This window comes from Enterobacter sp. Taxon_2 (assembly GCF_058355295.1).
The window spans coordinates 4,255,645-4,268,459 of sequence record NZ_CM178024.1; the positions used below are offsets into that span (position 1 = coordinate 4,255,645).

Consider the following 12,815-nt stretch of genomic DNA (forward strand, 5'->3'; position numbering starts at 1 on the left):
GCGCGAGGCGATCCCGGCTTACAATCGGTAATTAAGCGATGGTACGCTGAATTTCGATGATCTCGAACACTTCGATCATATCGCCAACGCGAACGTCGTTGTAGTTCTTCACGCCGATACCACATTCCATGCCGTTACGGACTTCGTTAACGTCATCTTTGAAGCGGCGCAGGGATTCCAGCTCGCCTTCGTAGATAACCACGTTGTCACGCAGTACGCGGATTGGGTTGTGACGCTTGATGTTACCTTCGGTAACCATACAGCCCGCGATCGCACCGAATTTCGGTGATTTGAACACGTCACGGACTTCAGCCAGACCGATAATCTGCTGTTTCAGCTCAGGAGACAGCATACCGCTCATCGCGGCCTTCACTTCGTCGATCAGGTTATAGATGACGGAGTAGTAACGCAGATCCAGGCTTTCGGATTCAATCACTTTACGCGCAGACGCATCCGCACGAACGTTGAAGCCAACCAGGATAGCGTTAGAGGCAGCAGCCAGGGTAGCGTCGGTTTCGGTGATACCACCTACGCCCGAACCGATGATCTTCACTTTCACTTCGTCGGTGGACAGTTTCAGCAAGGAGTCGGAGATCGCTTCCACAGAACCCTGAACGTCGGCTTTCAGAACGATGTTCACTTCGTGAACTTCGCCCTCGGTCATGTTGGCAAACATGTTCTCGAGTTTAGATTTCTGCTGACGAGCCAGTTTAACTTCACGGAATTTGCCCTGACGGTACAGTGCCACTTCACGCGCTTTCTTCTCGTCACGCACAACGGTCACTTCGTCACCGGCAGCCGGAACACCGGACAGACCCAGGATTTCCACTGGAATGGACGGACCCGCTTCCAGCACTTCCTGACCCAGTTCGTTACGCATCGCACGAACGCGGCCGTATTCGAAACCGCACAGAACGATATCGCCTTTATGCAGTGTGCCTTCACGAACCAGAACGGTAGCAACCGGGCCACGTCCTTTATCCAGGAAGGATTCGATTACCGCGCCGCTCGCCATACCGTTACGGATGGCTTTCAGCTCCAGAACTTCGGCCTGCAGCAGGATCGCGTCCAGCAGTTCGTCGATACCGGTACCCGCTTTCGCAGACACGTGTACGAACTGGCTTTCGCCGCCCCACTCTTCCGGCAAGATACCGTACTGGGAAAGTTCGTTTTTAACACGATCGGGATCCGCTTCTGGCTTATCGATCTTGTTCACGGCAACCACAACCGGCACACCTGCAGCCTTCGCGTGCTGGATAGCTTCGATGGTCTGTGGCATCACGCCGTCGTCTGCGGCAACAACCAGAACAACGATATCCGTCGCCTGAGCACCACGAGCACGCATTGAGGTAAACGCGGCGTGGCCTGGGGTATCCAGGAAGGTGATCATACCGTTGTCAGTTTCTACGTGGTATGCACCGATGTGCTGGGTAATACCACCCGCTTCACCCGAGGCAACCTTAGTAGAACGAATGTAGTCAAGCAGAGAGGTTTTACCGTGGTCAACGTGACCCATGATGGTCACAACCGGTGCACGCGGTTCAGCCGCAGCGCCAGTATCACGGTCGCTCATTACTGCTTCTTCCAGCTCGTTTTCACGACGCAGGATAACTTTGTGGCCCATCTCTTCAGCAACCAGCTGTGCGGTTTCCTGATCGATCACCTGGTTGATGGTCGCCATGGCGCCCAGTTTCATCATCGCTTTGATGACCTGAGAGCCTTTAACCGCCATCTTGTTAGCCAGTTCGCCAACGGTAATGGTTTCGCCGATCACGACGTCACGGTTAACGGCCTGAGCAGGCTTCTGGAAGCCCTGCTGCAGAGCGGAACCTTTACGCTTACCGCCTTTACCGCCGCGAACAGCCGCGCGTGCTTCTTCACGGTCAGCTTTGGATTCAGCGTGCTTGTTGCCTTTTTTCGCCGGACGCGCTGCTTTTGCATTACGACCACGGCCACGACCGCCTTCCACTTCACGGTCGTTATCATCTTCAGCCTGACGCGCATGCTGAGAAGTGGTCACGTGATAGTCGCTGGTGTCTTCAGTCGGCTCAACGGTATTCACACCATTCTTCTCGTTTTCTTCTGCCATACGGCGCGCTTCTTCGGCGACGCGGCGAGCTTCTTCTTCCAGCTTACGGCGGGCTTCTTCTTCCGCTTTACGCTTCAGCTCGGCAGCTTCATTTTCACGGCGGGCTTTTTCAGCCTGGGCGGTTTTGGTCATTTCGTCTGTCTGTTGATTGCTCACTTTGTCTTTTTCCGCAGCGTCACGCTTCACTTTATCACTTGCGTCGCGTTTCGCTTTTTCTGCGGCCTCACGTTCAGCTTTTAATTCTGCTTCACGTTTGGCGGTTGCTTCCGCCTCACGCTGAGCTTGTTCTTCCGCTTCACGCTGTGCCTGCTCTTCCGCGGCAAGGCGTTCTGCCTCTTGCGGATCACGTTTTACAAAGGTGCGCGTCTTGCGGACTTCAATTTGTACCGATTTGCTTTTGCCACCGGTACCAGGGATGTTTAACGTGCTACGCGTTTTGCGCTGCAGCGTTAACTTGTCAGGCGTAGAACCGTGTTCACGGTTCAGGTGCGTTAACAAGGTTTGTTTTTCTTGCGCGGTCACCGAGTCATCAGCGGATTTCGGGATCCCTGCATCAGCAAATTGCTGTACCAGGCGGTCCACGGAGGTCTGAATCTCAGCAGCCAGCGATTTTACAGTTACATCAGTCATGCTGTTCCTTCCTGCTACAGTTTATTACGCTTCGTCGCCGAACCAGCAAATATTACGTGCGGCCATGATGAGCTCGCCGGCTTTCTCGTCGGTTAAACCTTCGATATCAGCCAGGTCATCAACGCCTTGCTCAGCGAGATCTTCCAGCGTACAAACACCACGGGCAGCCAGCTTGAACGCAATCGCACGATCAAGACCTTCCAGATTCAGCAGGTCATCAGCCGGCTTCTTATCGCCAAGGCTTTCTTCCTGAGCCAGTGCCAGGGTGGTCAGTGCGTTTTTAGCGCGTTCACGCAGGGCTTCAACGGTTGGTTCATCCAGACCGTCAATTTCCAGCAGCTCTTTCATTGGCACATAGGCCAGTTCTTCCAGCGTAGAGAAACCTTCTTCAACCAGAACAGTGGCGAAGTCTTCGTCAATATCCAGGTATTTAGTGAAGGTGTCGATCGCCGCATGGGCTTCAGCCTGATGCTTAGCCTGCAGGTCATCAACGGTCATCACGTTGAGTTCCCAGCCGCTCAGCTGTGACGCCAGGCGTACGTTCTGGCCGTTACGGCCGATTGCTTGCGCCAGGTTGCCCGCTTCAACAGCGATATCCATGGTGTGTTTGTCTTCGTCAACAACGATAGACGCCACATCAGCCGGAGCCATTGCGTTGATCACGAACTGCGCCGGGTTGTCATCCCACAGAACGATATCAATACGTTCGCCGCCCAGCTCAGTAGACACTGCCTGGACACGCGCACCGCGCATACCGACGCAAGCACCGACCGGGTCGATACGCTTGTCGTTGGTTTTCACCGCAATTTTCGCACGGGAGCCCGGATCGCGAGCCGCCGCTTTAATCTCGATAACTTCTTCACCGATTTCCGGTACTTCGATACGGAACAGTTCTACCAGCATTTCTGGTTTAGAACGGGTCACGAACAGCTGTGCACCACGCGCTTCAGGGCGAACGGCGTACAGAACACCGCGAATACGGTCGCCTGGGCGGAAGTTTTCACGCGGCAGCATATCTTCACGCAGGATCACGGCTTCAGCGTTACCCGGCAACCCTTCGGATTTGATCTCCAGGGAGATGTTGTCGCGGTTCACTTTCTTCACCACGCCGGTGATGATCTCGCCTTCCTGATCGCGGAACTGATCGACAACCAGCGCGCGCTCGGCTTCGCGCACTTTCTGCACGATAACCTGTTTAGCGGTCTGGGTGGTGATACGGTCGAAGGTCACAGATTCAATCTGATCTTCAACGTAGTCACCCACGTTCAGACTTTCGTCTTCAAAACGGGCGGCTTCCAGGGTGATCTCTTTCGTCGGCTGGGTCACTTCTTCAACGATTACCCAACGACGGAATGTATCGAAGTCACCGCTTTTACGATCGATTTCTACGCGAACATCGATCTCTTGTTCGTATTTTTTCTTGGTTGCTGTAGCCAGTGCACTTTCCAGCGCTTCGAAAATCTTTTCACGCGGCAGTGATTTCTCGTTGGAGACGGCTTCAACAACAGCCAAAATTTCTTTGTTCATCGCGGGCTTTTCACCTCAATCCAGACTGTTAAAAGTGGGGAACCAGGTTCGCCTTCTGGATATTACTCAGCGCGAACACTTCATCTTTGCCTTCGACTGTCACCGTGATCATTTCACCATCAACGGCTTTGATAATTCCCTGCCATTTACGGCGGTTCTGTACGGCCATACGCAGAACGAGAGCCACTTCTTCACCGGTAAAGCGCACATAGTGCTCGGCCGTGAACATCGGGCGATCGAGGCCAGGTGAGGAAACTTCCAGGTTGTACGCAACGGTAATCGGGTCTTCAACATCAAGAACCGCACTCACCTGGTGGCTGACATCAGCACAATCATCAACATTGATGCCATCTTCACTATCAATATAGATGCGCAGCGTCGATGTACGGCCGCGAACGAATTCGATGCCGACCAGTTCGTAGCCCAGTGCTTCGACCGGTGCAGTAATCATCTCTGTTAATTTTTGCTCTAATGTGGACAAGCCCACCCCCAAGACATAAAAAAAGGGCGTAAAGCCCAGTTATTCTGTAGTCAGATAACAAAAAACCCCGATAAATCGGGGCTTTAGATAACTGAACCCTATAGCCACAACTGTGGCCTGGAGCACTTTCCGAAAGAATTTTTTCAAATCCAGCTACGAAGGCTCTAAGTCTTCACAGTATATTTGAAAAAGAACTTTATGGGAAAGTGGTTGCGGGGGCCGGATTTGAACCGACGACCTTCGGGTTATGAGCCCGACGAGCTACCAGGCTGCTCCACCCCGCGCCTGAAACGTGGCAAATTCTACGCGTTTTGGACAGAATTTGCAAATAATGCTGGGATTTGGTACCGAAGACGGGACGTAAAATCGGCGTTTAGTATATTGATAGTTGACCCCACCTGTCAAGGCGACTTCCGCCAGATCGATCAGACCAAAATTTTTACAAAAAACGCACGACTCTCTTCCGGTCTTCGCCAAAAGATGATTAAATGAATACTCACTTATTTTGCATAAAAATGCACAAGAGAGCGAAAGCGGTCTCTAATCAGTCAATCAAGCAGGGTTTTATTCTATGACGACGATTCTCAAGCATCTTCCGGTAGGACAACGTATTGGCATCGCTTTCTCAGGTGGCCTGGATACCAGCGCTGCACTGCTGTGGATGCGCCAGAAGGGAGCGGTTCCGTATGCCTATACTGCGAACCTGGGTCAGCCGGATGAGGACGACTATGATGCCATTCCTCGTCGCGCTAAAGAGTATGGTGCAGAGAACGCGCGCCTGATTGACTGCCGTAAGCAACTGGTCGCGGAAGGTATCGCGGCGATTCAGTGTGGTGCATTCCATAACACCACCGGCGGTCTGACCTATTTCAACACCACCCCGCTGGGCCGTGCGGTCACCGGCACCATGCTGGTTGCGGCGATGAAAGAAGACGGCGTCAACATCTGGGGTGACGGTAGCACCTATAAAGGTAACGATATCGAACGCTTCTATCGCTATGGCCTGCTGACCAACGCCGAGCTGCAGATTTACAAACCTTGGCTGGACACCGACTTCATCGACGAGCTGGGTGGTCGTCATGAGATGTCCGAGTTTATGATCGCCTGCGGTTTCGACTATAAGATGTCAGTCGAGAAAGCTTACTCCACCGACTCCAACATGCTGGGTGCGACGCATGAAGCGAAAGACCTGGAATTCCTGAACTCCAGCGTGAAGATCGTTAACCCGATCATGGGCGTGAAGTTCTGGGACGAGAACGTGAAGATCCCGGCAGAAGAAGTGACCGTACGTTTCGAACGCGGTCATCCGGTTGCGCTGAACGGTAAAACCTTCTCTGACGATGTTGAGCTGATGCTGGAAGCTAACCGTATTGGCGGTCGTCACGGTCTGGGCATGAGCGATCAGATTGAAAACCGTATCATCGAAGCGAAAAGCCGTGGCATTTATGAAGCCCCGGGAATGGCGCTGCTGCACATCGCTTACGAGCGTCTGCTGACCGGCATTCACAACGAAGACACCATTGAGCAGTATCACTCTCATGGCCGTCAGCTGGGCAAACTGCTGTATCAGGGCCGCTGGTTCGATCCACAGGCGCTGATGCTGCGTGATGCGCTGCAGCGTTGGGTGGCAAGCGCGATCACCGGTGAAGTGACGCTGGAACTGCGTCGCGGTAACGACTACTCCATCCTGAACACCGTGTCTGACAACCTGACCTATAAAGCAGAGCGTCTGACTATGGAGAAAGGTGAATCCGTATTCTCACCGGACGATCGTATTGGTCAGCTGACCATGCGTAACCTGGACATCACCGATACACGTGAGAAGCTGTTCAACTATGTTGAAAATGGCCTGCTCTCCGCCAGCTCCGGGAACGGCCTGCCGCAGGTTGAAAACCTGGAACACAGCGATAAGAAGTAATCGACAGCAAGACATGCAAAAGGCGCCCAACAGGCGCCTTTTTTATTTGGTATTTGTAGGGCGGGTAAGCGCAGCGCCACCCGCCATTTTGCCCGCTACCACAATATACAGACGAAAAAAAAGACGTCTTTCGACGTCTTTCTTCTGGAATATTGGTACCGAGGATGGGACTCGAACCCACAAGCCCGTTAGGGCACTACCACCTCAAGGTAGCGTGTCTACCAATTCCACCACCTCGGTACAGAATACTTAGTGCGGGATATCGCTGGTTGGCTTAGCCGGTGCAGCTGGCTGAGTCTGCTCAGTTTTTGCTGGCGCGCTCAGGTTTTCCCACTCGCTTCCTTTGCTGGTCTTGTTGCTGTTGATATTGCCAAGCACCAGACTGATGATGAAGAACAGCGTAGCCAGAATCGCCGTTGTGCGGGTCATGAAGTTCGCAGAACCACTTGAACCGAACAGCGTACCGGAAGCGCCTGCTCCGAAGGAGGCTCCCATATCAGCGCCTTTACCTTGCTGCAGCATAATCAGCGCTACGAGAGCGATGGCTACAATAAGGAAAATAACTAAAAGAGCTTCGTACATAATCAACCTGTTCCTTGCGGATTTGCCGCATACCAATGCTTCGACCAATTAGCAGGATTTCTGTTTCCCACTGAAGCGGGTGTGAATACTAACCAAAGCGAATGACCTTCGCAAGGGCATTTTCGACGCATTGTATCAACTGCGGAAAAAAACAGCAAAAAGCCATAAATTGCTTAAAACAAAGGCGGCAAGCGCCGCCTTTTTAAACATTTAGCGTGCAAGATTATGCAGCTTTCACCGCATCCGCAATACGGTGCGCAAATTCGGTGACCTGCGCTTCGTCTTCGCCTTCCACCATCACGCGGATCAGCGGTTCGGTACCGGACTTACGCAGCAGCACGCGTCCACGGCTGCCCAGAGCCGCTTCAACATCAGCCATCACCGCTTTGACGTTCTCATTTTCCAGCGGATCGCCTTTGCCAGCAGTAAAGCGCACGTTCACCAGGATCTGTGGGAACATTTTCATCCCGCTGCACAGATCGTGCAGGCTCATATGGTTGCGCGCCATCGCGGCAACCACCTGCAGCGCGGCCACGATACCGTCACCAGTGGTAGTTTTGTCGAGCAGGATGACGTGACCCGAGTTTTCTGCACCGATGCGCCAGCCCTTCTCCTGCAGTTTTTCCAGCACGTAGCGGTCACCCACTTTCGCGCGAACGAACGGAATACCGAGCTGTTTCAGCGCCAGTTCCAGGCCCATGTTACTCATCAGAGTACCTACCGCACCGCCGCGCAACTGGCCCTGACGCAGACCTTCACGTGCAATGATGTAGAGGATCTGATCGCCGTCGACCTTGTTACCTTCGTGGTCAACCATGATCACACGGTCACCGTCGCCGTCCAGCGCAATACCCAGATCGGCTTTCTCCGCCAGAACACGCGCCTGCAGAGCACGAACGTCAGTTGCACCCACCTGCTCGTTAATGTTCAGACCATCCGGCTCGCAGCCAATGGCGATCACTTTCGCACCCAGTTCGCGGAAAACATTTGGGGCGATGTGGTAGGTCGCACCGTTCGCACAGTCCACCACAATTTTCAGATGAGCCAGGCTCAGCTCATTCGGGAAGGTACCTTTACAGAATTCGATGTAACGCCCCGCCGCATCGACGATACGGTTCGCTTTACCCAGCTCTGCGGAATCAACACAGGTGATCTCTTTTTCCATTTCGGCTTCAATCGCCTCTTCCACGTCATCCGGCAGCTTGGTGCCGTCAATGGAGAAGAATTTAATGCCGTTGTCATAGAACGGGTTGTGAGAAGCCGAAATGACAATCCCCGCTTCCGCACGGAAGGTGCGCGTCAGATACGCGACTGCAGGCGTTGGCATTGGACCCGTAAAGGAGGCGGACAGTCCGGCAGCCGCCAGACCCGCTTCAAGCGCGGACTCCAGCATATAGCCCGAAATACGGGTGTCTTTACCGATGATAATTTTACGTGAGCCATGACGCGCCAGTACCTTGCCAGCAGCCCAGCCGAGCTTCAGGACAAAATCAGGGGTGATGGGAGCATCGCCTACACGCCCACGGATACCGTCGGTACCAAAATATTTACGATTACTCATAGCGTTTGTTTTCCTTCGCTGCCAGTGTGGCTTCCACCACACGCATGGCTTCTACTGTTTCTTTGACGTCATGGACACGAATAATGTGCGCACCCTGCATCGCCGCAATCACTGCGCAGGCCAGGCTGCCGCTCAGGCGTTCGCTCGGCCCCACGTTCAGCAACTGCCCAATCATCGACTTTCTCGACATCCCCACCAGTAACGGCAGGCCAAAATGATGGAATTCCGATAAGCGCGCAAGCAACGCATAGTTGTGGGAGAGATTTTTACCGAAACCGAACCCCGGGTCGAGCAGCAATTTCTCTTTTGGGATACCTGCACGTTCACAGCGTGCAATATGCTCAATAAAGAAGCGATTCACGTCGGCAAAGACATCGTCATACTTCGGTGCTTCCTGCATGGTTTTCGGTTGGCCCTGCATGTGCATCAGGCATACCGGTAACCCCGTCTCTGCCGCGGCTTCAAGTGCGCCAGGCTCGGTGAGTGAGCGAATATCATTAATAATGTGAGCGCCCACTCTCGCCACTTCACGAATCACTTCGGGTTTGGAGGTATCAACGGAGATCCATACTTCAAACCGCTGTGCAATCGCTTCAACCACCGGCACGACGCGCGCCAGCTCTTCTTCCACAGACACGTCCGCCGCACCAGGACGCGTCGATTCGCCGCCAACGTCAATGATGGTCGCACCCGCATTAATCATTAAATTCGCGTGCTTAACCGCCTCGATAAGCGTGTTATGCGTGCCGCCGTCAGAGAAGGAGTCAGGGGTAACATTCAGGATCCCCATCACATGGGGATGTGAAAGATCGAGATGCGAGTCCTGAGCGAATAATTTCATGGCGAAATCCCTGATATCTATATGGTTAAACAGAAATGAAAAACCCCGGAGCAAGCTCCAGGGTTTGAGGTACAGACAAACGCGTCAACAGCAGTAACTTACTTATCGCCCAACTGTTCTGACATGGTGTTGCCCGGGTTTGGCGTACGCGGTTCATCAACCGGACGCGGCGCACGCGGGGTGCCATTGTTGTCAGAATTATTGGAAGCGCCTGGGTCTTCCCAGCCTGCTGGCGGACGTACTTCACGGCGCGCCATCAGGTCGTCAATCTGCGGTGCATCGATGGTCTCATACTTCATGAGCGCATCTTTCATCGAATGCAGGATGTCCATATTGTCGTTCAGGATCTGGCGCGCACGTGCATAGTTACGCTCTACCAGAGATTTTACTTCCTGGTCGATGATACGTGCCGTCTCATCGGACATATGTTTCGCTTTCGCCACAGAACGGCCCAGGAAGACTTCACCCTCTTCCTCTGCATACAGCAGCGGACCGAGTTTGTCGGAGAAGCCCCACTGCGTCACCATGTTACGCGCCAGGTTTGTCGCGACTTTGATGTCGTTGGACGCACCGGTAGAAACATGTTCCACACCGTAGATAATCTCTTCTGCCAGGCGACCACCGTAGAGGGTAGAAATCTGACTTTCCAGTTTCTGACGGCTGGCGCTGATCGCGTCGCCTTCAGGCAGGAAGAAGGTCACACCCAGCGCACGACCGCGCGGAATAATCGTCACTTTATGCACCGGATCGTGTTCCGGCACGAGGCGACCGATAATCGCGTGACCCGCTTCGTGGTATGCCGTGGACTCTTTCTGCGCTTCCGTCATCACCATGGAGCGACGTTCCGCACCCATCATGATTTTGTCTTTCGCTTTCTCGAACTCCACCATGGACACCACGCGCTTGTTACCGCGAGCGGCAAACAGAGCTGCTTCGTTGACCAGGTTAGCCAGGTCCGCACCGGAGAAGCCCGGGGTACCGCGCGCAATGATTGCCGCGTCGATATCTGGTGCCAGTGGTACGCGACGCATGTGAACTTTCAGAATCTGTTCACGACCGCGAACGTCCGGCAGACCCACAACAACCTGACGGTCGAAACGGCCTGGACGCAGCAGCGCAGGGTCAAGTACGTCCGGACGGTTAGTCGCCGCGATAACGATGATACCTTCGTTACCTTCGAAGCCGTCCATCTCAACCAGCATCTGGTTTAGCGTCTGTTCACGTTCATCGTGACCACCGCCCAGACCTGCGCCACGCTGGCGGCCTACGGCGTCGATTTCATCGATGAAGATAATGCACGGCGCTGCCTTCTTGGCCTGCTCGAACATGTCACGCACACGAGATGCACCGACACCCACGAACATTTCAACGAAGTCAGAACCTGAAATAGTAAAGAACGGCACCTTCGCTTCGCCCGCGATGGCTTTCGCCAGCAGGGTTTTACCGGTACCCGGAGGGCCAACCATCAGCACGCCTTTCGGGATCTTACCGCCCAGCTTCTGGAAACGGCTCGGTTCACGCAGGTATTCAACCAGTTCGCCGACCTCTTCTTTCGCTTCGTCACACCCGGCAACGTCTGCAAAAGTGGTCTTGATCTGATCTTCCGTTAACATACGCGCCTTGCTCTTACCGAACGACATGGCACCTTTGCCACCGCCGCCCTGCATCTGGCGCATAAAGAAGATCCAGACGCCGATAAGAAGCAGCATCGGGAACCAGGAAATGAAGATAGAAGCCAGCAGGCTTGGTTCTTCTGGCGGCTCGCCAACTACCTTGACGTTTTTGGTCAGAAGGTTATCAAGCAGCTTAGGATCGTTCACCGGGATGTAAGTCGTGTAACGGTTACTATCTTTCTTGGTAACGTTGATCTCACGTCCGTTGATACGCGCTTCGCGAACCTGGTCCTGATTGACCTCCTGCAGGAAGGTAGAATAATCCACCTTGCGGCCATTCGACTCGCTGGGCCCAAAGCTCTGGAATACTGACATCAGCACAACGGCAATGACCAGCCAGAGTATTAGGTTTTTCGCCATGTCACTCAAGGGATTAACCTCATATTACAACTGTGTTAAAAACAGCGTCAGGATACTCTATATCCAGTTTCATTCAAACTTTCGTCTGAAATCTCCCGGCTATCATTTTCGCCCGGTCGCTACAATATACACTTCACGGGAACGGGCCCGGGAAGAGTCCGGCTTACGAACTTTGACCTTCGCAAACAGGGAGCGAATTTCCTTAAGATACTCCTCGAAACCTTCGCCCTGAAACACCTTCACAACAAAACTACCACCAGGCGCTAGTACATCACGACACATTTCTAACGCTAGCTCCACCAGATACATGGCGCGGGGGATATCCACCGCCGGTGTTCCGCACATATTTGGTGCCATATCTGACATGACAACCTGGACCTTACTGTCACCTACACGATCTAGTAACGCTTTCAGCACTAATTCATCACGAAAGTCGCCCTGAAGGAAGTCGACACCGACGATGGGATCCATTGGTAAAAGATCGCACGCGATGATTCGGCCCGTTCCGCCGATCTGCGTGACCGCATACTGGGACCATCCGCCAGGTGCCGCGCCGAGGTCAACAACCGTCATCCCCGGCTTAAAAAGTTTGTCACTTTGCTGTATTTCATCAAGTTTAAACCAGGCACGGGAACGCAACCCCTTTTTCTGTGCCTGTTGAACATATTTATCGCTAAAGTGTTCCTGGAGCCAGCGGCTGGAGCTGGCAGAACGCTTTTTACCTGTCATTTAACATTTCCGTCCTGGTTCATCGTTGCTTGCCTGTGACGTAAATTTCTACGCAGCTATTTGGCGATATAAGGGAGATGGCGGTAGAATGAACCGTTTTCAATCCCAACGTAAGCAAAAATATACGATGAATCTGAGTACTAAACAAAAACAGCACCTTAAAGGTCTGGCACATCCGCTCAAGCCTGTAGTGATGCTTGGCAACAATGGTTTGACCGAAGGGGTGCTTGCCGAGATTGAACAAGCGCTGGAACACCACGAGCTGATCAAGGTGAAAATCGCCTCTGAAGACAGAGACACTAAAAACCTGATCGTGGAAGCCATCGTGCGCGAAACCGGCGCCTGTAATGTACAGGTCATCGGTAAAACGCTGGTGCTCTACCGCCCGTCTAAAGAGCGTAAAATCTCGCTGCCACGTTAAGGA

At 53.3% G+C, this 12,815-nt stretch carries 10 protein-coding genes and 2 tRNA genes; 2 read left to right on the forward strand and 10 right to left on the reverse strand.

The window, feature by feature from the left end:
• Positions 1–31: 31 nt before the first annotated feature.
• The 4 genes from infB to AC4IC4_RS20230 all read right to left on the reverse strand — a co-directional run bounded on the left by infB (position 32) and on the right by AC4IC4_RS20230 (position 5,011).
• Positions 32–2,719 carry a translation initiation factor IF-2 gene (gene infB, locus AC4IC4_RS20215; protein WP_032650375.1) on the reverse strand — a complete coding sequence of 896 codons (2,688 nt, stop codon included), beginning with the start codon at positions 2,717–2,719 and terminating at the stop codon, positions 32–34.
• Positions 2,720–2,743: 24 nt separating this feature from the next.
• Positions 2,744–4,246, reverse strand: a complete 1,503-nt coding sequence (nusA, locus tag AC4IC4_RS20220; RefSeq protein WP_003861798.1) for a transcription termination factor NusA — start codon at positions 4,244–4,246, stop codon at positions 2,744–2,746.
• Between the two features lie 28 nt (positions 4,247–4,274).
• Positions 4,275–4,727 (reverse strand): ribosome maturation factor RimP, encoded by a 453-nt coding sequence (rimP, locus tag AC4IC4_RS20225; RefSeq protein WP_014833432.1) that lies wholly within the window; start codon positions 4,725–4,727, stop codon positions 4,275–4,277.
• 207 nt (positions 4,728–4,934) lie between these two features.
• A tRNA-Met gene (locus AC4IC4_RS20230) sits at positions 4,935–5,011 on the reverse strand.
• Positions 5,012–5,298: 287 nt separating this feature from the next.
• Between AC4IC4_RS20230 and argG the strand changes: the two genes are divergently transcribed.
• A complete protein-coding gene (gene argG / locus AC4IC4_RS20235) occupies positions 5,299–6,645 on the forward strand; it encodes an argininosuccinate synthase (protein WP_014833433.1) in 1,347 nt (448 codons plus the stop codon).
• Positions 6,646–6,798: 153 nt separating this feature from the next.
• Here argG and AC4IC4_RS20240 read toward each other — a convergent pair.
• From AC4IC4_RS20240 to rlmE, 6 genes are all read right to left on the reverse strand, one after another.
• Positions 6,799–6,885 (reverse strand) — tRNA-Leu (locus AC4IC4_RS20240).
• Positions 6,886–6,894: 9 nt separating this feature from the next.
• Positions 6,895–7,227 carry a preprotein translocase subunit SecG gene (secG, locus tag AC4IC4_RS20245; protein WP_023333590.1) on the reverse strand — a complete coding sequence of 111 codons (333 nt, stop codon included), beginning with the start codon at positions 7,225–7,227 and terminating at the stop codon, positions 6,895–6,897.
• Between the two features lie 223 nt (positions 7,228–7,450).
• Complete coding sequence (glmM, locus tag AC4IC4_RS20250) at positions 7,451–8,788, reverse strand: phosphoglucosamine mutase (protein ID WP_024906365.1); 1,338 nt, start codon at positions 8,786–8,788, stop codon at positions 7,451–7,453.
• Complete coding sequence (folP, locus tag AC4IC4_RS20255) at positions 8,781–9,629, reverse strand: dihydropteroate synthase (protein WP_024906364.1); 849 nt, start codon at positions 9,627–9,629, stop codon at positions 8,781–8,783. The genes glmM and folP overlap by 8 nt, the downstream gene beginning before the upstream one ends.
• A 98-nt stretch (positions 9,630–9,727) precedes the next feature.
• The gene (gene ftsH / locus AC4IC4_RS20260; RefSeq protein WP_010436002.1) at positions 9,728–11,662 is read right to left on the reverse strand and encodes an ATP-dependent zinc metalloprotease FtsH; all 1,935 of its coding nucleotides are present in this window, start codon (positions 11,660–11,662) and stop codon (positions 9,728–9,730) included.
• A gap of 102 nt (positions 11,663–11,764) precedes the next feature.
• A complete protein-coding gene (gene rlmE, locus AC4IC4_RS20265) occupies positions 11,765–12,391 on the reverse strand; it encodes a 23S rRNA (uridine(2552)-2'-O)-methyltransferase RlmE (RefSeq protein ID WP_003861812.1) in 627 nt (208 codons plus the stop codon).
• A gap of 127 nt (positions 12,392–12,518) precedes the next feature.
• Here rlmE and yhbY point away from each other — a divergent pair, with 127 nt between their 5' ends.
• Positions 12,519–12,812, forward strand: a complete 294-nt coding sequence (yhbY, locus tag AC4IC4_RS20270; RefSeq protein WP_003861814.1) for a ribosome assembly RNA-binding protein YhbY — start codon at positions 12,519–12,521, stop codon at positions 12,810–12,812.
• Positions 12,813–12,815 lie beyond the last annotated feature (3 nt).

Bases quoted from the DNA above. Each gene is read 5' to 3' on its own strand.
- infB (WP_032650375.1), bottom strand. From the start codon at position 2,719: ATGACTGATGTAACTGTAAAATCGCTGGCTGCTGAGATTCAGACCTCC.
- nusA (WP_003861798.1), bottom strand. From the start codon at position 4,246: ATGAACAAAGAAATTTTGGCTGTTGTTGAAGCCGTCTCCAACGAGAAA.
- argG (WP_014833433.1), top strand. From the start codon at position 5,299: ATGACGACGATTCTCAAGCATCTTCCGGTAGGACAACGTATTGGCATC.
- secG (WP_023333590.1), bottom strand. From the start codon at position 7,227: ATGTACGAAGCTCTTTTAGTTATTTTCCTTATTGTAGCCATCGCTCTC.
- glmM (WP_024906365.1), bottom strand. From the start codon at position 8,788: ATGAGTAATCGTAAATATTTTGGTACCGACGGTATCCGTGGGCGTGTA.
- folP (WP_024906364.1), bottom strand. From the start codon at position 9,629: ATGAAATTATTCGCTCAGGACTCGCATCTCGATCTTTCACATCCCCAT.
- ftsH (WP_010436002.1), bottom strand. From the start codon at position 11,662: ATGGCGAAAAACCTAATACTCTGGCTGGTCATTGCCGTTGTGCTGATG.
- rlmE (WP_003861812.1), bottom strand. From the start codon at position 12,391: ATGACAGGTAAAAAGCGTTCTGCCAGCTCCAGCCGCTGGCTCCAGGAA.
- yhbY (WP_003861814.1), top strand. From the start codon at position 12,519: ATGAATCTGAGTACTAAACAAAAACAGCACCTTAAAGGTCTGGCACAT.